General features: G+C 66.2%; 16 protein-coding genes. 8 read left to right on the forward strand and 8 right to left on the reverse strand.

Translation table 11 applies throughout. The features are described 5' to 3' along the window. Window positions 1–228 precede the first annotated feature (228 nt). Complete coding sequence (locus tag CFB40_RS00490; protein ID WP_089430406.1) at window positions 229–1,956, forward strand: AMP-binding protein; 1,728 nt, start codon at window positions 229–231, stop codon at window positions 1,954–1,956. Window positions 1,957–2,678: 722 nt separating this feature from the next. Here CFB40_RS00490 and CFB40_RS00500 read toward each other — a convergent pair. After that, complete coding sequence (locus CFB40_RS00500) at window positions 2,679–3,479, reverse strand: transporter substrate-binding domain-containing protein (protein ID WP_089430407.1); 801 nt, start codon at window positions 3,477–3,479, stop codon at window positions 2,679–2,681. Window positions 3,480–3,628: 149 nt separating this feature from the next. Here CFB40_RS00500 and hemE point away from each other — a divergent pair, with 149 nt between their 5' ends. The 4 genes from hemE (at window position 3,629) to CFB40_RS00520 (ending at window position 12,979) form a co-directional block, all read left to right on the forward strand. Next, window positions 3,629–4,723 carry a uroporphyrinogen decarboxylase gene (hemE, locus tag CFB40_RS00505; RefSeq protein WP_278190121.1) on the forward strand — a complete coding sequence of 365 codons (1,095 nt, stop codon included), beginning with the start codon at window positions 3,629–3,631 and terminating at the stop codon, window positions 4,721–4,723. 454 nt (window positions 4,724–5,177) lie between these two features. Next, the gene (locus tag CFB40_RS00510; protein WP_089430408.1) at window positions 5,178–7,439 is read left to right on the forward strand and encodes a primosomal protein N'; all 2,262 of its coding nucleotides are present in this window, start codon (window positions 5,178–5,180) and stop codon (window positions 7,437–7,439) included. A 383-nt stretch (window positions 7,440–7,822) separates the two neighbouring features. Further along, the gene (putA, locus tag CFB40_RS00515; RefSeq protein WP_089424157.1) at window positions 7,823–11,755 is read left to right on the forward strand and encodes a trifunctional transcriptional regulator/proline dehydrogenase/L-glutamate gamma-semialdehyde dehydrogenase; all 3,933 of its coding nucleotides are present in this window, start codon (window positions 7,823–7,825) and stop codon (window positions 11,753–11,755) included. Window positions 11,756–11,839: 84 nt separating this feature from the next. Next, window positions 11,840–12,979 carry a branched-chain amino acid ABC transporter substrate-binding protein gene (locus CFB40_RS00520; RefSeq protein WP_089424158.1) on the forward strand — a complete coding sequence of 380 codons (1,140 nt, stop codon included), beginning with the start codon at window positions 11,840–11,842 and terminating at the stop codon, window positions 12,977–12,979. 225 nt (window positions 12,980–13,204) lie between these two features. On the opposite strand, the gene CFB40_RS00525 is transcribed toward CFB40_RS00520, so the two are convergent. The 7 genes from CFB40_RS00525 to CFB40_RS00550 all read right to left on the reverse strand — a co-directional run bounded on the left by CFB40_RS00525 (window position 13,205) and on the right by CFB40_RS00550 (window position 19,429). Beyond that, a complete protein-coding gene (locus CFB40_RS00525; protein WP_089430409.1) occupies window positions 13,205–13,612 on the reverse strand; it encodes a hypothetical protein in 408 nt (135 codons plus the stop codon). After that, window positions 13,609–14,004: a hypothetical protein gene (locus tag CFB40_RS37710; RefSeq protein ID WP_143329798.1), complete on the reverse strand. Its 396-nt coding sequence runs from the start codon at window positions 14,002–14,004 to the stop codon at window positions 13,609–13,611. Before CFB40_RS37710 ends, CFB40_RS00525 begins: the two co-directional genes overlap by 4 nt. An 88-nt stretch (window positions 14,005–14,092) precedes the next feature. Then, on the reverse strand, window positions 14,093–14,818 hold the full coding sequence (locus CFB40_RS00530) for a M35 family metallo-endopeptidase (RefSeq protein ID WP_089424160.1): 726 nt from the start codon (window positions 14,816–14,818) through the stop codon (window positions 14,093–14,095). A 4-nt stretch (window positions 14,819–14,822) separates the two neighbouring features. Next, entirely contained in the window at window positions 14,823–15,368 is a 546-nt protein-coding gene (locus CFB40_RS00535; RefSeq protein ID WP_089424161.1) for a hypothetical protein, read from the reverse strand. Between the two features lie 10 nt (window positions 15,369–15,378). Beyond that, a complete protein-coding gene (locus CFB40_RS00540; RefSeq protein ID WP_089430410.1) occupies window positions 15,379–16,038 on the reverse strand; it encodes a PAAR domain-containing protein in 660 nt (219 codons plus the stop codon). A 172-nt stretch (window positions 16,039–16,210) separates the two neighbouring features. After that, window positions 16,211–17,719 (reverse strand): class I adenylate-forming enzyme family protein, encoded by a 1,509-nt coding sequence (locus CFB40_RS00545; protein ID WP_089430411.1) that lies wholly within the window; start codon window positions 17,717–17,719, stop codon window positions 16,211–16,213. A gap of 57 nt (window positions 17,720–17,776) precedes the next feature. Then, window positions 17,777–19,429: an acyl-CoA dehydrogenase family protein gene (locus CFB40_RS00550; RefSeq protein WP_089430412.1), complete on the reverse strand. Its 1,653-nt coding sequence runs from the start codon at window positions 19,427–19,429 to the stop codon at window positions 17,777–17,779. Window positions 19,430–19,549: 120 nt separating this feature from the next. Here CFB40_RS00550 and CFB40_RS00555 point away from each other — a divergent pair, with 120 nt between their 5' ends. From CFB40_RS00555 to CFB40_RS00565, 3 genes are all read left to right on the forward strand, one after another. Further along, window positions 19,550–20,218 carry a TetR/AcrR family transcriptional regulator gene (locus CFB40_RS00555; protein ID WP_089424165.1) on the forward strand — a complete coding sequence of 223 codons (669 nt, stop codon included), beginning with the start codon at window positions 19,550–19,552 and terminating at the stop codon, window positions 20,216–20,218. Window positions 20,219–20,428: 210 nt separating this feature from the next. Continuing rightward, complete coding sequence (locus CFB40_RS00560) at window positions 20,429–21,583, forward strand: pyridoxal phosphate-dependent aminotransferase (protein WP_089430413.1); 1,155 nt, start codon at window positions 20,429–20,431, stop codon at window positions 21,581–21,583. A 57-nt stretch (window positions 21,584–21,640) separates the two neighbouring features. Further along, window positions 21,641–22,429: an ABC transporter substrate-binding protein gene (locus CFB40_RS00565; RefSeq protein ID WP_089430414.1), complete on the forward strand. Its 789-nt coding sequence runs from the start codon at window positions 21,641–21,643 to the stop codon at window positions 22,427–22,429. The last annotated feature ends 8 nt before the right edge of the window (window positions 22,430–22,437 follow it).

Raw genomic sequence — 22,437 nt, forward strand, 5'->3', positions numbered from 1 at the left:
GAAAGCAGCCTTCGGGCTGCTTTTTTTCGTCCGTCGTGTTCGTCTGATTTTTGCGGGCCGGATCATTCCGTCCGGTCGTGCTATTTCATCCGTTCGCCGTGATTTGCTGTCAGAGTATCGTCAGCCGCGCGCGTCATCATCCGGGTTGAGGCCATTCGTCGCGAGTGCGCGGCGGAGGCGGGCGCAGGAAGCGCGCAGGCCGATCAGACAAAAAGGACGGAGACATTCATGGCAGCAGACCTTGGCGTGGGCGCGCTGATCGCGCCCGAAAACGGCTTGTCGTATGTGCGCGGCACGACCGATGTGCCGCTCTCCGAAGCGACGATCGGCCGGTTCCTGCTCGACACGGCCGGGCGCTTTCCCGATCGTCCGGCCGTCGTGTTCCGCGAGCAGCAGGTGCGCTGGACCTGGCGCGAGTTCGCGAACGAGGTCGACGTGCTGGCCGCGGGCCTGGCCGCGCTCGGCATCGTGAAGGGCGATCGCGTCGGCATCTGGTCGCCGAACCGCAGCGAATGGCTGCTCACGCAGTTCGCGACCGCGCGGATCGGCGCGGTGCTCGTCAACATCAATCCGGCCTACCGGCTGTCGGAGCTCGAATACGCGCTGAACAAGGTCGGCTGCAAGGCCGTGATCGCCGCCGAGCGCTTCAAGACGTCCGCGTACGTCGAGATGCTGCAGACCATCGCGCCGGAGCTCGCGACCGCGACGCCGGGCGATCTCCATGCAGCGCGCGTGCCGAGCCTGCGCACGGTCGTGTCGATGGGCGACGTCGCGCCGGCCGGCATGTTCCGCTTCGCGGACCTGATGGCGCGCGGCCGCCAGGCCGTCGATCCCGCATTGCTCGATGCGATCGGCGCGACGCTCTCGGCCGGCGAGCCGATCAACATCCAGTTCACCAGCGGCACGACCGGCAGCCCGAAGGGCGCGACGCTCACCCACCGCAACGTCGTCAACAACGGGCGCTCGATCGCGACAGCGATGCGTTTCACCGAGCAGGACACGCTGTGCATCCCGGTGCCGCTGTATCACTGCTTCGGGATGGTGCTCGCGGTGCTCGCATGCGTGTCGAAGGGCGCAACGATGGTGTTCCCCGGCGAAGCGTTCGACCCGGTCGCGACGCTCGCGGCGGTGGCCGACGAGCGTTGCACCGCGCTGCACGGCGTGCCGACGATGTTCATCGCCGAGCTCGATCACCCCGAGTTCGCGAAATTCGACCTGTCGACGCTGCGCACCGGGATCATGGCCGGCTCGCCGTGCCCGATCGAGACGATGAAGCGCGTCGTGTCGCAGATGCACCTGTCGGAGATCACGATCGCGTACGGGATGACGGAAACGAGCCCCGTGTCGTTCCAGAGCTCGACCGACGATCCGCTCGAGAAGCGCACGACGACGGTCGGACGCATCCAGCCGCATCTGGAAGTGAAGATCGTCGATCCGAGCGGCGCCATAGTGCCGGTCGGCGTGACGGGCGAGCTGTGCACGAAGGGCTATTCGGTGATGCTCGGCTACTGGGACGACGACGCCAAGACGCGCGAGGTGCTGGTGGACGGGTGGATGCATACGGGCGACCTCGCGACGCTCGATGCGGACGGCTACTGCAACATTGTCGGCCGGCTGAAGGACATGGTGATTCGCGGCGGCGAGAACGTCTATCCGCGCGAGATCGAGGAATTCCTGTTTCGGCATCCGAAGATTCAGAGCGCGCAGGTATTCGGCGTGCCCGATGCGAAGTACGGCGAGGAGCTGTGCGCGTGGATCGTGCTGCGCGCGGACGAGCAGATGACGGAGGACGACGTGCGTGCGTTCTGCAACGGGCAGATCGCGCACTACAAGATCCCGCGCTACATTCGCTTCGTCGACGAGCTGCCGATGACGGTCACGGGCAAGGTGCAGAAGTTCGTGATGCGCGACCGGATGATCGAGGAGCTGAAGCTCGACGTGCAGAAGACCGCCTAGCGCGGCATGACGGCGGGAAAAACGCGGCGGCCTGCGGGCCGTTGCGTTTTCGATGGACGAAAAAAAGCGGGCTTATTAGCCCGCTAAAAACCACACGCTACGGGGTTAGCGCGAGGAGACCAAAGATGAAACCGAGTCCGGCGGGGGGCCGGAAACGACTCCAACAGGGATGCCCCTCGGAAGGGCTTCGGTACGTGACCGACTGGCTCGCAGCGCTTCGCGTCCGCTCACACTTGGCACACGAGACCGCATCCGTGTTGAAACCGTTGAGGCCATTGTGGGCGAATTAATGACCCGTCGCGGTAACAAAGTGTTTCAGGTTGTAACGCCCGCCAGATAAGGCTTTCCGGGATTTTTTGCTGTTTTTGAGGGGTCGAAAAAGGTCATTTTTACCCATATTTTCCGCAGCGTTTTCAGCACATGCGCACGATGCGTTTTTCATGCGTATCAGGCGCGACGAATTGCCGATTTGCACGCGAGAAAATGCGCCGTCCGGCCGATACCGCGCATGACGATTCATTCGTCAGAAAGATTTTGAAACGTGATTGGCAGGCGCGGAAGTCGGCCGTTCGGCCAATTCGGTGGCTTCGCGCCGATTTTCCGGGCGTCGGCACGCTGCAGCGAAGTGTAACGGCGATGATGGGGCCACCGCCGCGCAGCGACTTTTGCAGGCGGCTGATGCGCGGTCGGTGCCCGCTATCGGCCGCCACGCACGAGCTTGCTTACTTCAGCCATTTATCCGAAATCGCCTGGTATTCGCCGGTCGACAGCGCGAGATGCAGCCACTGATCGACGTACTGCTGGAACGCGACGTCGCCGCGCGGCACCATGTACGCCTTCTCGCCGAACTGGAACGGCTTGTCCGGATGCACCGAGCACAGGCCGGGATTCAGCTTTTGCTGCAGCTGCGTCTCGGATGCATCCGTCACCATCACGTCCGCCTTGCCGGCGAGGATCTGCTTGAAGATCGTTACGTTGTCCGGATAGACGGTGAGGTTCGCGTGCGTGAAATACTGCTTCGCGAAACGCTCGTTGGTGCCGCCCGGGTTCACGATCACGCGCGTTTCCGGCCGGTCGATCAGCGCGACGGTCTGGTATTTGTCGACGTCCGCGCAGCGCACGATCGGCGTCTTGCCGTCGACCACGTACGGCTGCGTGAAGAACACGCGCTTCTGGCGCTCGAGCGTGGTCGACATGCCACCCACCGCGATGTCGCATTTCGCGACGAAGTCGCCGGTCAGGTTCGGCCAGCTCGTCTTCATGTAGTCGGTCTTCACGCCGAGCGACTTCGCGAGCGATTCGGCCATGTCGATGTCGATGCCCTCGAAGCGGCCGTCCGCGCGGTAGTACGAATACGGCTTGTAGTCGCCCGTCGTGCACACGCGCAGCGTGCCGCGTGCGAGCACGTCGTCGAGCCGCGAGCCGGCGCCCGGTGCGGCGGCAGCGGCGAGCGCGCCGGTCTGCGCGTGCGCGGCGGCGCAGCAAAGCAGCGCGGCCGAGGCGAGCGTGGCGAATGTCTTCATCGGTCTCCTCCTTCGTTTCGTTCGATATGAGCGTCCGATCATAACGGAGCCATCGCGCGCGTCATATGGCCGCCATCGCGTCGGCATGCGCAGCGTGAGGGCGGCTGTCCGGTAAAATGCCGCTTTGCCCTCGCATCGTCGCTCCTACCGTGGCCCATACCCTGCTCAACGACACCTTCCTGCGTGCGCTTCTGCGCGAGCCGACCGACTACACGCCGATCTGGCTGATGCGCCAGGCCGGCCGCTACCTGCCCGAATACAACGCGACGCGCGCCCGCGCCGGCAGCTTCCTCGGTCTCGCGAAGCATCCCGACTACGCGACCGAAGTGACGCTGCAGCCGCTCGAGCGCTTTCCGCTCGACGCCGCGATCCTGTTCTCGGACATCCTGACGATTCCGGACGCGATGGGGCTCGGCCTCGACTTCCAGGTGGGCGAAGGGCCGAAGTTCGCGCATCCGGTGCGTACCGAGGCCGACGTCGCGAAGCTCGCGGTGCCGGACATCGAGGAAACGCTCGGCTACGTGACGGGCGCCGTGCGCGAGATCCGTCGCGCGCTGACCGACGGCCAGGGCCGCCAGCGTGTGCCGCTGATCGGTTTTTCGGGCAGCCCGTGGACGCTCGCGTGCTACATGGTCGAAGGCGGCGGGTCGGACGACTTCCGCACGGTAAAGTCGATGGCGTATTCGCGCCCCGACCTGATGCACCGGATCCTCGACGTGAACGCGCAGGCGGTGGCCGCGTACCTGAACGCGCAGATCGAAGCGGGCGCGCAGGCCGTGATGATCTTCGATACGTGGGGCGGTGCGCTGGCGGACGGCGCGTACCAGCGCTTCTCGCTGGACTACATCCGCCGCGTGGTGTCGCAGCTCAAGCGCGAGCACGACGGCGAACGCGTGCCGGTGATCACGTTCACGAAGGGCGGCGGGCTGTGGCTCGAGGAGATCGCGGCGACCGGCGTCGACGCGGTGGGGCTCGACTGGACGGTCAACCTCGGCCAGGCGCGCGAGCGCGTTGCGGGCAAGGTCGCGCTGCAGGGCAACCTCGACCCGACGATCCTGTTTGCGCCGCCGGCCGCGGTGCGCGAGCAGGCGCGTGCGGTGCTCGACAGCTATGGCAACCATCCGGGCCACGTATTCAACCTCGGGCACGGCATTTCGCAATTCACGTCGCCCGATCACGTCGCCGAACTCGTCGACGAAGTGCATCGCCACAGCCGCGCGATCCGTAGCGGAGCCGCCGGCTGAACGCAAGCGCTGTCATGCTGCACTGCGGCGTGACAGCGTTTCGCTATTGGCACTAAACAGGGCGCAACCCCGCACCGGTTGCCGATTCAGTGCTTGTCAAGACTTGACTTATACACATTTTCCACGTTGCAGCGCGGTAGAGCCCTGTATCGGTCAATCTGTCTCGCTATGGTTCGGTAATTTGAATAGCAGCCTTATGGCATAAGGCTCCGCGGGGCACCGTGGCAAGCGGTGAAAATCAGCGGAAAGCGCGGCCCCGCGCGCGTTGCGGCCATTGAGCGGCGAGTTCTCAACAAAGTTATCCACAGGCTGGGCAGGGTATACGGCGATTCCTAATGCGAATCCAAAACTTAGCGCCGAAACTGAAGTTTTACTTTAAGTTCGCTGCCCCGAGGCGGGCGCGGATGTCGGCCGTCCATGCCCATGCGGCGCATCCCGCCACCGGAGCGCCGGGATGAGCGGCACCTATCTGCGCGTCGCGCTCGACCATCCGCTCGCCACCCTGTTCGATTACCGCTGCGACGCGCAACCGGCGCCCGGGCCCGGCACGCTCGTGCAGGTGCCGTTCGGCAAGCGGCAGGCCGTCGGGCTCGTCTGCGAAGTGACGACTCACACTGACGTGCCGCCGTCGCGGCTGCGTGCGGTCGACGCAATCTGCACCGACCTGCCGCCGTTGTCGCCGGACTGGCTCGCGCTCGTGTCGTTCGCCGCGGATTATTACCAGCGCGGGCGTGGCGAGGTCGCGTTGCCGGCGCTGCCGCAGGCGCTGCGCGATGCCGGGCGCTGGGGGCGGCTGCTCGCGCCCGAGGTGCGTTACCGGCCGACGGAAGCGGGCCGCGCGGCGCTGCCCGATGCATTGCCCGCGCGCGGCGCCGCGCTGCGTCGGCTCGCGCAGGCGCTGGTCGACAGCGGCTCGCTGGCGCTGCCCGAGGCGCGCGCACTGCACCCGAAGGCGGCGGCCACGCTTGACGACTGGGCGGCGCGCGGCTGGGTCGACGTCGAGGAGATCGGCTGGGCCGATGCGCCTGTGCCCAAAGCTGTGGATAACCTGTTGGCAGCCGGTGGACGAACTGTGCCGCCGGCGCTCACGGACCAGCAGGCCGAGGCGCTCGACGCGATCCGCGCCGCGCAGGGCTTCGCGCCGTTCCTGCTGCACGGCGTGACGGGCAGCGGCAAGACCGAGGTCTATCTGCATGCGCTCGCGTCGTTGCTCGACGCGCGACCGGATGCGCAGGCGCTCGTGCTCGTTCCCGAAATCAACCTGACGCCGCAGTTCGAGGCCGCGTTTCGCGCGCGCTTCGCGGGGGCGCTCGCCGACGACGCGATCGTCACGCTGCACAGCGGGCTCGCCGAGGGCGAGCGTGCGCGCAACTGGCTCGCCGCGCATACGGGCCGCGCGCGGATCGTGCTCGGTACGCGCCTCGCGGTGCTCGCGTCGATGCCGACGCTCGCGCTGATCGTCGTCGATGAAGAGCACGAGCCCGCGTACAAGCAGCAGGAAGGGCTGCGCTATTCGGCGCGCGACCTCGCCGTATGGCGGGCGAAGCAGCTCGGCATCACGGTCGTGCTCGGCTCGGCGACGCCGTCGCTCGAAAGCTGGTGGCAGGCCGAGCAGGGCCGTTACACGCGGCTCACGCTGTCGCGCCGCGCGGTGGCCGACGCGACGCTGCCGACCGTGCGGCTGATCGATCTCGAAGAGGAACGGCGGCGCGGGCGCGCGTCGATGGGCGGGCTGTCCGGGCCGCTCGTCGCGGCGCTGAAGGCGCGGCTCGAGCGCGGCGAACAGAGCCTCGTGTTCCTGAACCGGCGCGGTTATGCGCCGCAGCTCGCGTGCGACGCCTGCGGCTGGGTCGCCGGCTGCCCGCGCTGCAGCGCGTACGTCGTGCTGCACAAGCCCGAGCACGCGTTGCGCTGCCATCACTGCGGCTGGGAATCGCGCATTCCGCGGTCGTGTCCCGAGTGCGGGAACGTGGACATCGCGCCGCTCGGGCGCGGCACGCAGCGCATCGAGGAGGCGCTCGCCGAGGCCGTGCCGGGCGCGCGCGTGCTGCGGATCGACGCGGACAGCACGCGCCGCAAGGGCAGCGCACAGGCGCTCTTTTCCGATGTGCACGCGGGTGAGGTCGATATCCTCGTCGGCACGCAGATGATCGCGAAGGGGCACGACTTCCAGCGCGTGTCGCTCGTCGGCGTGCTCAATGCCGATACCGCGCTGTTCTCGCACGACTTCCGCGCGAGCGAACGGCTGTTCGCGCAGCTGATGCAGGTGAGCGGCCGCGCGGGCCGCGCCGGGCTGCCGGGCGAAGTACTCGTGCAGACGCGTTACCCGCGCCACGCGCTGTACCACGCGCTCGGGCGGCAGGACTACGTCGGCTTCGCGAATTCGACGCTCGGCGAGCGCCGCGACGCGCACCTGCCGCCGTTCGTCTACCAGGCGCTGCTGCGCGCCGAAGGGCGCACGCTGGACGCCGCGCTCGCGTTCCTGCTGCAAGCCGCGGCCGCGTTGCCGGGGCTGCCGGGCGCCGATCGCGTGACCGTCTACGACGCGGTGCCGATGACGATCGTCAAGGTCGCGAACGTGCATCGCGCGCAGTTGCTGCTCGAAAGCGCATCGCGGGCGGCGCTGCAGCATGCGCTGCGCGCATGGCAGCCGGAGCTGCGCGCGTTGAAAGGCGTGTTGCGGTGGAGCGTCGAGGTCGATCCGCTGGATATCTGAGCGGCGCGGCATGCGGCTGCCGGGCCGCGTACCGCTGCGTTGCACCCCCGGCCACCGGGCCGGGTACCCCTGAATCGTCTCTTGCCGCCCGGCCGCGCCCGGGCGTCCCGCCTTCCGCCGCACCCAGTGCAACCCGTTTTCGTCCGCCGCGACCCGCGCGGAAGGTTGCGCACGCCCGTCAAACCGGCCCGCTCAGGGAAAACACCGATCCTCCGACCACGGGCAACTCCTAGGTTGCAACCGCATAAGTGGCTGATTATATTGAGTAACCTCTGGGTGCAACCTGTCTCGTAATTTGGTTGCACCTTTTTATTGCGTGCCGTAGGATTTCGCGCATCCTCTCACACCACATTGCCGGGCTCGCACCGGCGCACGAACCCACCATGGCAAGCACGACTCTCGGCGTCAAAGTCGACGACCTTCTCCGCTCGCGCCTCAAGGACGCCGCCGCGCGTCTCGAGCGCACTCCCCACTGGCTGATCAAGCAGGCGATCTTCGCGTATCTCGAGCGGATCGAGCACGGCCAGTTGCCGCCCGAGCTGTCGGGCCACAGCGGCGTGACGGAGCTCGCCGACGGTCAATCCACGGACGGCGACGACGACAACTCGCCGCATCCGTTCCTCGAGTTCGCGCAGAACGTGCAACCGCAATCGGTGCTGCGCGCGGCGATCACGGCGGCGTACCGCCGCCCCGAGCCGGAATGCGTGCCGTTCCTGCTCGGCCAGGCGCGCCTGCCCGCGAACCTGCAGGCGGACGTGCAGGCGCTCGCGACGAAGCTCGTCGAGGCGCTACGCGAGAAGAGCTCGGGCGGCGGCGTCGAAGGGCTGATCCACGAGTTCTCGCTGTCGAGCCAGGAAGGCGTCGCGCTGATGTGCCTCGCCGAAGCGCTGCTGCGCATTCCCGATCGCGCGACCCGCGATGCGCTGATCCGCGACAAGATCAGCAAGGGCGACTGGCGCTCGCACGTCGGCCACGCGCCGTCGCTGTTCGTGAACGCGGCCACGTGGGGGCTGATGATCACCGGCAAGCTCGTGACGACCAACAGCGAAGCCGGGCTGTCGTCGGCGCTGACGCGCCTGATCGGCCGCGGCGGCGAGCCGCTGATCCGCAAGGGCGTCGACATGGCGATGCGCCTGATGGGCGAGCAGTTCGTCACCGGCGAAACGATTTCCGAAGCACTGGCGAACAGCCGCAAGTACGAAGCGCGCGGCTTTCGCTACTCGTACGACATGCTCGGCGAAGCGGCGACGACCGAAGAGGACGCGCAGCGCTACTACGCGTCGTACGAACAGGCGATCCACGCGATCGGCAAGGCGGCCGGCGGCCGCGGCATCTACGAAGGCCCGGGCATCTCGATCAAGCTGTCCGCGCTGCACGCACGCTACTCGCGCTCGCAGCAGGACCGCACGATGAGCGAGCTGCTGCCGCGCGTGCGCGCGCTCGCGCTGCTCGCCCGCCGCTACGACATCGGCCTGAACATCGACGCCGAAGAGGCCGACCGCCTCGAACTGTCGCTCGACCTGCTCGAGGCGCTGTGCTTCGATCCGGATCTCGCGGGCTGGAACGGCATCGGCTTCGTCGTGCAGGGCTACCAGAAGCGCTGCCCGTTCGTGATCGACTACCTGATCGATCTCGCGCGCCGCAGCCGTCACCGCCTGATGATCCGCCTCGTGAAGGGTGCTTACTGGGATACCGAGATCAAGCGGGCGCAGGTCGACGGCCTCGAAGGCTATCCGGTCTATACGCGCAAGATCTACACGGACGTGTCGTACCTCGCGTGCGCGAAGAAGCTGCTCGCGGCGCCGGATGCCGTGTACCCGCAGTTCGCGACGCACAACGCGTACACGCTGGCCGCGATCTACCAGCTCGCGGGCCAGAACTATTACCCGGGCCAGTACGAATTCCAATGCCTGCACGGGATGGGCGAGCCGCTGTACGAGGAAGTCACCGGCCGCGACAAGCTGAACCGGCCGTGCCGCGTGTACGCGCCGGTCGGCACGCACGAGACGCTGCTCGCGTACCTGGTGCGCCGCCTGCTCGAGAACGGCGCGAACACGTCGTTCGTGAACCGCATCGCGGATAAGACCGTGTCGGTGAAGGAGCTGGTCGCCGATCCGGTCGACGAGGCATCGAAGGTCGTGCCGCTCGGCGCGCCGCATACGAAGATCCCGCTGCCGCGCAACCTGTACGGCGACGAGCGTCCCAACTCGATGGGCCTCGACCTGTCGAACGAACACCGTCTCGCGTCGCTGTCGTCCGCGCTGCTCGCGAGTGCGCATTTCCCGTGGCGCGCGGCGCCGATGCTCGCCGACGACACGCTCGCCGACGCGCCGGCCCGCGACGTGCGCAACCCGGCCGACCAGCGCGACCTGGTCGGCACGGTCAGCGAAGCGACGGCCGAACACGTGAGCGCGGCGCTCGCGCACGCGGTGGCCGCCGCGCCGATCTGGCAGGCGACGCCGGTCGATGCGCGTGCCGATTGCCTGGTGCGCGCGGCCGACCTGCTCGAAGCGCAGATGCACACGCTGATGGGCCTGATCGTGCGCGAAGCCGGCAAGTCGCTGCCGAACGCGATCGCCGAGATTCGTGAGGCGGTCGACTTCCTGCGCTACTACGCCGCGCAGATCCGCGACGAATTCTCGAACGACACGCACCGCCCGCTGGGCCCCGTGGTCTGTATCAGCCCGTGGAACTTCCCGCTCGCGATCTTCATGGGCCAGGTCGCCGCGGCACTCGCCGCCGGCAACACGGTGCTCGCGAAGCCGGCCGAGCAGACGCCGCTGATCGCTGCGCAGGCCGTGCGCCTGCTGCGCGAGGCCGGCGTGCCGGCCGGTGCGGTGCAACTGCTGCCGGGCACGGGCGAAACCGTCGGCGCCGCGCTGGTGGCCGACGCGCGTACGCGTGCGGTGATGTTCACCGGCTCGACCGAAGTCGCGCGCCTGATCAACAAGACGCTGTCCGCGCGCCTCGACCCGGACGGCAAGCCGATTCCGCTGATCGCCGAAACGGGCGGCCAGAACGCGATGATCGTCGACTCGTCGGCGCTCGCGGAGCAGGTCGTCGCGGACGTGATGCAGTCGTCGTTCGACTCGGCCGGTCAACGGTGTTCGGCGTTGCGCGTTCTGTGTCTGCAGGACGACGTTGCGGACCGCACGCTGACGATGCTCAAGGGCGCGATGCACGAGCTGGCGCTCGGCAACCCCGACCGGCTGTCGACCGACGTCGGCCCGGTGATCGACGCCGAAGCGAAGCAGACGATCGACACGCACGTCGCGGCGATGAAGGACAAGGGCCACGGCGTCACGCAGCTGCCGATGCCCGAGGCCTGCGCGCACGGCACGTTCGTGCCGCCGACGCTGATCGAGATCGGCAGCATCGACGAGCTGAAGCGCGAGGTGTTCGGCCCGGTGCTGCACGTCGTGCGTTATCGCCGCAGCCAGCTCGACAAGCTGCTGGAACAGATCCGTGCGACCGGCTACGGCCTGACGCTCGGCATCCACACGCGGATCGACGAGACGATCGCGCACGTGATCTCGAATGCGCACGTCGGCAACATCTACGTGAACCGCAACGTGATCGGCGCGGTGGTCGGCGTGCAGCCGTTCGGCGGCGAAGGGCTGTCGGGCACGGGCCCGAAGGCCGGCGGCGCGCTGTACCTGCAGCGCCTGCTCGCGACGCGTCCGTCGGGCCTGCCGCGTTCGCTCGCGCAGGCGCTGATCGCGGACGGCGCGGTGGAAGGCGACGCACGCGGCAACCCGGCGGCGGCGCTCACGACGCTGCGCGACTGGCTGATCGAGCAGCGCGAGCCGGCGCTGGCTGCGCGTTGCGACGGCTATCTGGCTCAGGTGCCGGCCGGTGCGACCGCGGTGCTGACCGGTCCGACGGGCGAGCGAAACACGTATACACTCGGCCCGCGCGGCACGGTGTTGTGTGTCGCGGCGACGCCGGGCGGTGCGCGCGCGCAGTTCGCGGCGGTGCTGGCGACCGGTAACCGCGCGCTGTTCGCGGGTGCCGCTGGCGAGGCGCTGGTGGCCGCGCTGCCGGCATCGCTGAAGGCGCACGCGACCGTGCGCAAGCAGGCCGACGCGCCGTTCGACGCGGTGCTGTTCGAAGGCGACAGCGACGAACTGCAGACGCTCGTGAAGGACGTCGCGCAGCGGCCGGGCCCGATCGTGTCGGTGCAGGGCGTGTCGGTGGGCGCGTTCGAGAACGGCGATGCGGAAGATTACGCGCTGGAGCGGCTGCTGACGGAGCGCTCGGTGAGCGTGAACACGGCCGCGGCGGGTGGCAATGCGAATTTGATGACGATCGGCTGATCATCCTTGCCGTTCGGATCAAACATAGGAAGCGGCAAGGCGATCCCGAAGCCGCTCCATTTACCCTGGTACCAAGGAGATGCTATGCAACACACGATGAAAAAGCTGGCAGGCGCGACGTTTGTCGCGGTCATGTCGCTGGCGGGGACGGCCCATGCGGATGACGTGAAGATCGGTTACGCAGGGCCGATGACGGGCGCGCAGGCGCACTACGGCAAGGATATGCAGAACGGGATCGCGCTCGCGATCGAGGATTTCAACGCGACGAGCCCGAAGATCGGCGGCAAGCCGGTGAAGTTCGTGCTCGACACGCAGGACGACCAGGCTGACCCGCGCACCGGCACGACGGTCGCGCAGAAGCTCGTCGACGACGGCATCAAGGGCATGCTCGGCCACTTCAACTCGGGCACGACGATTCCGGCTTCGCGCATCTACGCGAACGCGGGCATTCCGCAGATCGCGATGGCGACCGCACCGGAATACACGCAGCAGGGCTACAAGACGACCTTCCGCATGATGACGTCCGACACGCAGCAGGGCTCGGTGGCCGGCACGTTCGCGTCGAAGGATCTCGGCATGAAGAAGATCGCAATCGTCGACGACCGCACGGCCTACGGCCAGGGTCTCGCCGACCAGTTCGAGAAGGCCGCGAAGGCCGGCGGCGCATCGATCGTCGACCGTGAATTCACGAACGACAAGGCGGTCGACTTCAAGGCGATCCTGACCAAGCTGAAGGCGGCGAAGCCGGATCTCGTCTACTACGGCGGCGCGGATTCGCAGGCGGCACCGATGGTCAAGCAGATGAAGGCGCTCGGCATCACCGCCCCGCTGATGAGCGGCGAAATGGTGAAGACGCCGACGTTCCTGAAGATCGCGGGCAACGCGGCCGACGGCACGATCGCTTCGCTGGCGGGTCTCCCGCTGGAAGAAATGCCGGGCGGCAAGACGTACGCCGACAAGTACAAGAAGCGCTTCGGCGAAGACGTGCAGACGTACTCGCCGTACGCGTACGACGGCGCGATGGCGCTGTTCAACGCGATGAAGAAGGCCGATTCGACCGATCCGGCGAAGTACCTGCCGCTGCTCGCGAAGACCGACATGGCCGGCGTGACGTCGACGCACGTCGCGTATGACGCGAAGGGCGACCTGAAGAACGGCGGCATCACGATGTACAAGGTCGAGAAGGGCGAGTGGAAGCCGCTGAAGAGCATCGGCGGGAAGTAAGCAGCCTTTGACGTGACGAACGGGCGGCGGCGCATGTCGCCGTCCCGTCGATCATGCGAAAAAGCCACCTGGCCGTCGGGCCGGGTGGCTTTTTCTTTGGCGGTGCACGGCCAGGTAGTACATACGGCTCTTGCCGGCGATGATTCAACGGTTTGGGTATGTTCCGAGGGGGGCGCCGCGTGTGTACGTCAATGCCTCATCGATGCGACTGGCGGCAGTGCGAGGTTACTTATCTTCACAGCACTTGTTGGGGCAATCGGGCAGGAAGGAAATTTCCACACGCCGCCCATTATCCACGTCCCCATGCGAATAGACGCGGGCGCTCGTCTTAATGGTTCCGCGTAGAAAACCGAATTGCTTCAGCAGCGCATACGCGGTTTGCGTTCGCGATTGTGCAAGGGGCAGTGCGCTCTGTTCGCTTTCCTCGGCATGGCCGCTAATCAGCGTTGTTTCCTTGGTTACGTGACGTGCGTAGGCGATTTTCTGGTTTGCTGTCCAGTTTGCAGTGCGGACGATTTCAGAATTCGATACATATGAACTGTTTTTCGGAAAATGGATATCGAAATTTTCGCTTGGGACACACGCAGATGCATGGCTAGACGCGACGACGCATAGGCCAGCAATTAATTTCATAGTTTATTATTTGGTGAGTTTTGTTGTCGGCGAGACGCCGGAGCATCGCATAAATTTCCACATCCATTTTTGCAGAAAGGCAGAAGACTCACGCCGAGCTGCAAGTATCCTCCATGGCCGGTGCTATCGATTGGGTATGTAATTCGATTGACGTGCGTGTCAACATAGATATATTGAGGCTTGATGCCAAGCTGTATCAGGAAGTCTTTCAGCTGGTCACCTCTTGACTTTGCCAGATTCAAGGAGTTGCGTTCGCCGACATATGCGCTGGCGATGATTTGCGCCTGCACTTCAACATCGGGCCATTGCCGCGCAGCCAAAACCATATCGACTATCTTTATTCGATATGTATTTGGAATGCCGGGATAATTCAGAGGCACGCTTTCGAGCATGTGTTCCGATATCGTACAAGCGCTTGCGTGTTGAATAAAAACGGTACTAGCAAGCGCGGCAACGGGAATCAGAAATTTTATCATTCAATCACCAAATATTCTTTTTTAAGAATTCACTTATGTCATCAAAGTGCGCGATGTAGCATGCAATGCTGTCTGCATTCCTATGTGCACCTTCTGGATGGGCTTGTGCCCAATACCCGATCCCTCGAGCAAACCCATAGTTGACGTCGTCCGCATCGAATGTGTCAATGTAATGGGAACATTCGTGAATGAGAATTTTCAATTTGCAGTTTCCAGCAACGTAAACATCCTCGACAGTGCAGAAATGCGGGTAAATCGCGATTATTCGACGTGCCGAATCGGGCTTGCATACAGCCGCGTCATTTGCGCCAGTATCAGGGGCCACTGAGCATGTAAGTTGCCGCTGGCTTTGTTCGTCCCATCTGATGATCTTCTCGGGCTGTAGTTCGCACATAGCCGCAGCGAGCCTGGGGAGGCCGAAACAGAGTTTTTGACGTATCGCTTCGTCGCTTCGGCCAAACCAGAATTGCACTCTATCTCGGGCAATTTTATCCCATCGTGCCAGATCCGATATGCGTTCCTCAATTAAGATCACCGCGGTGTCCCGTAGTCGCATTATTAGGGATCTGAACGCCTTGTTACTCATGTTGGGGCAAATTGGCATCGTGTTGATTGATATATAGACCATGGACCCCGGATTGGTGTTGGTGACGGCCCCCGAATGGACGAGGACCCATTCTTCGTTTTCCTGAGCTTCGAAGTCGTATTTATTTCCCGAAAAACCGCTCATCGCGTCAATGCCCCTTCGTATAGATTTTCAGAGATGCTGCGGCGTCGGTGGCAATTCGATCTGTTTGCCCGGCCGCGTCCGTGATGCCTGCGAAGATCTGCCCGGTGTCGGTGATGATTCGATAGCGAACGTTGGCGAGCGGGCGGTGTGCATCATCGAGCAAGGTAAATTGCTCGTCATGTACGGCATCCGATGAGGCAAACGGCAGATGGGCTGCACCAGGTTTGCGCCCATCCAGCGTCAAAATTTCGCCCGCAGTAAAAGTCATCCGCATGCCGCGCTCAGCGTAGAAGATCGGCGGTGGGTTGCATCCGCAGACATTGATATCCCCGCTCAATGCCCACTGTTTGCCGTTCGGGCCGGTGCCTGGCCAGCGCGGCCCTTGCGGTGCGATATACCCTTCACGCTTACAGGCCGAACAGTAGGTCTTCATATCCAGCGTGGCGATATGAACCATCGGCGGCGGATTGGAACAGGTCACGCGGTCGAGGCCTTCGACAATGACCGCTTCCCCGGCGCGGTCGCCTTTGGCAAGAAAGTAGCGGATCATGAGCGCTACCTCAGCGGGGCATGGACGAGCGGGTGACGATGCCAAATACAACGGACGACGCCACGCCTTGTCGCTCGGGACTATCGGTGATCGTGTCGCCGTTATCGAGTTCGCTGCCAACGAAGGCGAGCGGCGCGAAGTCGGCCCGGTCGGCCAAACCCAGACCGGTCGTAACGCGCGCGGTGGAGCCGTCGGGATAGAGGATCAGGTCGCCCACCGTGGCAGCTTTGCCCAAGTGCGGCGCTACTTCCCATGTGCCGGACGGTTCGCGTAATGCACCGCCGCGCGCTGTTGTCGCGCCACGTACCGCCAGTCTGTAGGCAGGCGGTGCGGGTGGCGGCACATAGGTCGGATCGAACAGGCCCGAAACGCATCGCCCATCCCCTGCGTGAATGCCCCACGAAGTGCGCAGCGTTTCGGTAATGCGGTCGCCGTTGCTCAACCGGCTGCCCACTAACGCGAATGGCTTGCCTCCGCTATGGTTGTTTCCCGCGCCGTCGATAATCGCGGCCTCGCTACCGTCGTCGTAGGTCACTACATCGCCGACGCAGGCGACTTCCAATCCGGCCAATGTCAGGCCGCTGGTTGCGGTGGTGACGCGTCCACCGCGTTCCGTGAGTGCGCCAACGGTGGCGAAAAGATGGGTCGGTCCTTTGGGTTCGTTTTTCATCCGGCTTCCCTGTCTCAGTAAATGGAATGGCTGCCTAGAGACGCTATTCCAGATAAGAAACGTCGATCAATCGGACGAATATGATTCAGAGCTGGTAACTTCTATTACTTGTTCCGTTCTGCCTGTTGCATTGACCGCGCGTGCGCGAATCCGCTAGCTCAATCGCGGATACTCAGTCCCTGCGCACCCGCAGCAGGAACTTCTGCAGCTTGCCCGTGGGCGTGCGCGGCAGCGCCTGCGCGAACGTGAATTCGCGCGGGATCTTGTACGCGGCCAGCCGCTCGCCGCAGAACGCGCGCAGTGCATCCGCGTCAGGCACGCTGCCCGCGCGCAGCACCACGTGCGCGACGACCGTCTCGCCCCAGTCGGGATGCGGGACGCCGACGACGGCCGCCTCGGCGATGTCCGGATGCGCGCCGAGCACGTCCTCCACTTCCTTCGAATAGACGTTCTCGCCGCCCGTCACGATCATGTCCTTCAGCCGGTCGACGATGAACAGGTAGCCGTCCTGATCGATCCGCGCGATGTCGCCGGTGCGATACCAGCCGTCCGGCGCGAACGCGGCGCGCGTCGCGGCCGCATCGTCGAGATAGCCGAGCATCATGCTGTCGGTCTTCAGCCAGATCTCGCCGGTCTCGCCCGGCTGCGCGTCGAGGCCGTCCATCCGCACGACGCGCAGGTCGACGCCCGGGCCGCCGGTGCGGCCGATCGAACCGGCCTTCGCGATCTGCTCGTCCGGATACAGCGTGGTGCCGGCCGGGCCGGCTTCCGTCATGCCGTACACCTGGAAGAACGCGTTGCTGCGATACGCGCGCGTGAGACGTTCGGCCTGCGCGGGGCCGATCGGGCCGCCGCCGTACAGCCACGCGCGCACGCTCGACAGGTCGAACGCCGCGAAGCCGTCGATCGTGTCGAGCGGCAGCAGGTACGACACCGGCGCGCCGAAATACAGCGTCACGCGCTCGCGCTCGACGGCCTGCAGGAACCGCAGCGGATGGTATTCGCGCAGCAGCACGACGGTGCCGCCCGCGTATAGCGTGCCGCCGAACCAGTTGTTGAGCGGCGACGAATGCCAGATCGGCATCGCCATCAACGTGCGCTCGTGGCGGCCGATGCCGGTCGCGAGCGCCGCCTGCATCGCCGCGAGCGTCACGGTGCGGTGGCTGTGCACGCAGCCTTTCGGGTGGCCGGTCGTGCCGGACGTATAGAGGATCTGCGCGATGTCGCCGTCGGCGGGCTCGATGCCCGCGAGGCCGTCCATCGTCGCGCACAGCGTGTCGAAGCACGGCACGCCGTCGAGTTCGCCTTCGGTCACGAGCCGCCGCGCGGGATGCACGAGGCGTTCGACCACCGGCGCGAGCGCCACGTCGAACAGCAGCGCCTTGCTGCGGCTGTGTTCGAGCACGTAGTCGACTTCCGGCGCCTGCAGCTTGTGGTTGACCGGCACGAACGTCGCGCCGAGCCGCCACGCGCCGAACATCAGGTCGACGAAAGACGGTGTGTTGAAGCACATCGCGGCGACGCGGTCGCCGGCCGCGACGCCGAGCGCGCTCAGCACGGCTGCCGCGCGGTGCGAGCGCTCGCGCGCGGCGGCATAGGTGATCGTCGCGGATTCGCTGACGAGGAACGGCTGGTCGGGCGTCGCACGGGCGGCGCGGTCGAGGGCGGCGACGAGGTTCATCGTGACTCCGGGCGGGCGAACGAAGGCGCTGGGCCTTACCAAGCTATCCAAAGGGCATCAGGCCGGGTACGCGCGCTGCAGCAGCGCGGCGACGTCGATCGCGTGCGGATCGAAGCCGCCCGCGATGCGGCCCCAGTCGGGCGCGGCGAGCCGCGTCGCGACGAATGCGTCGGCCACGGCCGCCGGCGCATCGCGGCGCAGCAGGCACGCCTGCGCGACCACCGCGAGCCGCTGCGCGAACACGCGGCCCGACGCCTCGAGCGTGTCGGCCGGCGCCGCGAGCATCGCGCGTAGCGCATCGAGCGCCGTGCGGATGCGCGGTTCGCCCGCGCCGAGATCGGCGAGTTCGGCGAACAGCGCGGCGGCTGCGTCGGGCTCGCGCGATATCGCGCGCAGCACGTCGAGGCACATCACGTTGCCCGAGCCTTCCCAGATCGAGTTGACGGGCGCCTCGCGGAACAGCCGCGCGATCGGGCCGTCGTCGACGTAGCCGTTGCCGCCGAACACTTCCATCACCTCGCCGGTCAACTCGACCGCGCGCTTGCACACCCAGAATTTCGCCGCGGGCGTGACGATGCGCTTCCATGCGCGTTCGCGCGGCGAGTCGTCGCGCTCGAACGCGTCGGCGAGACGCATCGACAGCGACAGCGCGGCTTCGCTCTCGAGCGCGAGATCGGCGAGCACGGTGCGCATCAGCGGCTGCTCGGCGAGCGCGCGGCCGAACGCATGGCGCTGGCGCGTGTACGCGATCGCCTGCACGACGCCCTGACGCAGCATCGCCGCGCTGCCGAGCACGCAGTTCAGCCGCGTGGTGGTGGCCATCTCGATGATGGTCGGAATGCCGCGGCCTTCGTCGCCGAGCATGATGCCCCACGCGTCGTTCAGCTCGATCTCGCTGCTCGAGTTGCTGCGGTTGCCGACCTTGTCCTTCAGCCGCTGGATCTCGACCGCGTTCTTCGTGCCGTCCGGCCGCCAGCGCGGCACGTAGAAGCACGACGGGCTGCCGGCTTCGGTGCGCGCGACGACGAGGTGCGCGTCGCACATCGGCGCCGAGAAAAACCACTTGTGGCCGCGCAGCCGGTATTCGCCGCCGCGGCCGCCCGCGCCGACGGCGGTCGCGAGCGTCGTGTTCGCGCGCACGTCGGAGCCGCCCTGTTTCTCGGTCATGCCCATGCCGAACCAGATCGAACGCTTGTCGGCGACCGGCACGTCGCGCGGATCGTAGTCGTTGCTGTAGAGCTTGTCGCGCAGCAGGTCCCACAGCGCGGGCTCCTTCTGCAGCACGGGAATCGCGGCCTGCGTCATCGTCGCCGGGCACAGCGTGCCGGCCTCGATCTGGCCATGCAGGTAGAAGCCGGCCGCGGTCGCGGCCCAGCGGCCGCGACGCGTGTCGCGGAACGCGAGCGACACGAAGCCTTCGTGGCGGTACTGGCCGAGCAGCGTGTGCCACGCCGGGTGGAAGTCGACGCGGTCGATGCGCCGGCCGCGCCGGTCGAAGGTGTGCAGTTCCGGCGTGTGGTGGTTCGCTTCGTCGGCGAGGCGCGCGGTGTCGGCGCTGCCGAGCCGCGCGCCGTAGGCGTAGAGCTGCGGCACGGCCCAGTCGGCGCCCGCGCGGGCGAGCGCGTCGCGCAGCGCGATGTCCGTCGCGAAGAGGTTATAGTCGACCAGTTCGTCGAACTGGTTCGTGACGGCGTGAGTCGATTCGGTCATCGAGGTGTCTCCGGTCTCATGCTGCGCGGGCGGCCGGCGTCATGCCGCACGGATGACGCTTCGGCGCCGGCTCCGGCCCCCGGTAAAACGCATTCCCTGCTGATTCCCAGAGTAGCAAATATGCCGCCGCGACATGTTCAGGTTCCGGCGCCGCCCGGCCAGCCGGCGGCGCAACCCGCGCCCGCCTTGCGCCGCCGGCCGCGCCAGTCGCGCGCACAGGCGAGTTCCGACGCGCTGCAGCAGGCGTTCGTTCAGCTTTTGCTCGAACGCGGCTACGCGAAGGCGACGATCCGCGAGATCGCGTCGGTCGCGGGTGTGAGCATCGGCACCTTCTACGAATACTTCGGCGACAAGCAGAGCCTCGCGGCGCTCTGCATCCACCGGCACGTACAGGCGATGGCCGACCGGCTGCGCGATGCCATCGCGCGGTTGCACGGCGCGCCGCGGGCCGAACTCGCCGCCGCGCTCGTCGACCTGCAGGTCGACGCGATCGGCGCCGACGCGGCGCTGTGGGGCGCACTCTTCGCGCTGGAGCGGCAAGTGTCGCCGCTCACCGCCTACCGCCGGCATTACGACGCGTATGTCGCGCTGTGGCGTGACGCGCTCGCGCACGCGGCCGATCCGCCGCCGGCCGCGCGGCTCGATGGGCTCGCGCGGATGGCGCACACGATCTGCTACGGCGGCCTTTCGCAGGCGTTGCTGACGCTCGGGCCCGCGTTCGACATCGCCGCGCTGCGCAGTGAACTGCGGGCCGTGCTGCTCGCCTACCTGGCGGCGGCCGGCCGGTAACAGGCCCTAGGGGAAATGCCTGATTCGCATGTCGCCCCGGCAGGCTAGCCTTGCCGCTGCGTACCCCTTCCCACGGGCCATGAGAAAAATGCATGGCCGCCATGACGAACTTTCGATTGTCCACCGATATTGGCTCGGGCTAAATCGTGCGACAGATGCAGGCCGCGCGTGTCGCGCGCGGCCGCCCGAAGGACATCAGAAGGAGGAGTCATGCGAAGCGCGACCGCGCCCCGTTCGAAACTGCCCGACGTCGGGACGACGATCTTCACGGTGATCGGCCAACTGGCTGCCCGGCACGATGCGTTGAACCTGTCGCAGGGGGCGCCGAATTTCGCGCCCGATCCGGCGCTCGTCGAAGGCGTTGCGCGCGCGATGCGCGACGGGCACAACCAGTACGCGCCGATGTCCGGCGTCATGGCGCTGCGCGAGCGGCTCGCCGAGAAGACCGAGGCGCTGTACGGCCCACACTACGACCCGGCCACCGAGATTACGGTGATCGCCAGCGCGAGCGAAGGGCTCTACGCGGCCATCAGCGCGCTCGTGCATCCGGGCGACGAGGTGATCTACTTCGAGCCGTCGTTCGACAGCTATGCGCCGATCGTGCGGCTGCAGGGCGCGACGCCGGTGGCGATCAAGCTGTCGCCCGAGCATTTCCGCGTGAACTGGGACGAAGTCGCCGCGGCGATCAACCCGCGCACGCGGATGATCATCGTCAACACGCCGCACAACCCGACCGCGACGGTGTTTTCGGCCGACGATCTCGAACGGCTCACGCAGCTCACGCGCGATACCGGCATCGTGATCCTGTCCGACGAAGTTTATGAGCACGTCGTGTTCGACGGCGCGCAGCATCAGAGCATGGCGCGCCATCGCGAGCTGGCCGAGCGCAGCGTGATCGTGTCGTCGTTCGGCAAGTCGTTCCACGTGACGGGCTGGCGGGTCGGCTATTGCCTCGCGCCGGCCGAGCTGATGGACGAGATCCGCAAGGTGCACCAGTTCATGGTGTTCGCGGCCGACACGCCGATGCAGGTCGCGTTCGCGGAGATCCTCGCGCGGCCGGACAGCTATCTTGGCCTGTCGGCGTTCTACCAGGCCAAGCGCGACCTGCTCGCGCGCGAGCTGGCCGATTCGCGTTTCGAGCTGCTGCCGAGCGAAGGCTCGTTCTTCATGCTCGCGCGCTTCCGGCACTTCTCGGACGAAAGCGACAGCGATTTCGTGCTGCGCCTGATCCGCGATGCACGCGTCGCGACGATTCCGCTGTCGGCGTTCTATACCGACGGCACCGACGCCGGCGTGATCCGGCTCAGTTTTTCGAAGGACGACGCGACGCTGGTCGAAGGCGCGCGGCGGCTGCGTTCGCTGTAAGGCCCGTACGTCAACCGGCGACGGGAGCGTCGCACCGACCAGACACAGGAGATCACGATGAAGCACACGGCCACCCTGAAACTCGCGTTCGCACTCGCGTGCGCCATCGGCTCGGGCGCGGCGCTTGCCGATGCGCAGACGCTGCGCTTCGGCCTCGAAGCGCAATACCCGCCGTTCGAATCGAAAGCGCCGAACGGCGACCTGCAGGGCTTCGACATCGACGTCGGCAATGCCGTCTGCCAGACGGCGAAGCTGTCGTGCAAATGGGTCGAGACGTCGTTCGACGGCCTGATTCCCGCGCTGCAGGGCCGCAAGTTCGACGCGATCAACTCGGCGATGAACGCGACCGAGCAGCGGCGCCAGGCGATCGATTTCACGACGATCATCTATCGCGTGCCGACCCAGCTGATCGCCCGCACCGGCAGCGGCCTGCTGCCGACGCCGGAATCGCTGAAGGGCAAGCGCGTCGGCGTGCTGCAGGCGTCGATCCAGGAAACCTTCGCGAAGGCGCACTGGGAGCCGGCGGGCGTCGCGGTCGTCGCGTACCAGGACCAGAACCAGGCGTACGCGGACCTCGTGGCCGGCCGTCTCGATGCGACGCTCGTGCTCGCACCGTCCGGCCAGCGCGGCTTCCTGTCGCGTCCGGACGGCAAGGGCTTCTCGTTCGTCGGCCAGCCCGTGCGCGACGACAAGATTCTCGGCAATGGCATCGCATTCGGGCTGCGTAAAGGCGACAGCGCGCTGAAGGCGAAACTCGATGCGGCGATCGACAAGCTGAAGGCGGACGGCACGGTGAAGTCGCTCGGCCTGAAGTATTTCGGCGATATCGACATCTCGGCGAAGTAAGCGGAGCC

Origin of the sequence: Burkholderia sp. AU31652, from assembly GCF_002223155.1 — a bacterium.
Classification (GTDB): domain Bacteria; phylum Pseudomonadota; class Gammaproteobacteria; order Burkholderiales; family Burkholderiaceae; genus Burkholderia.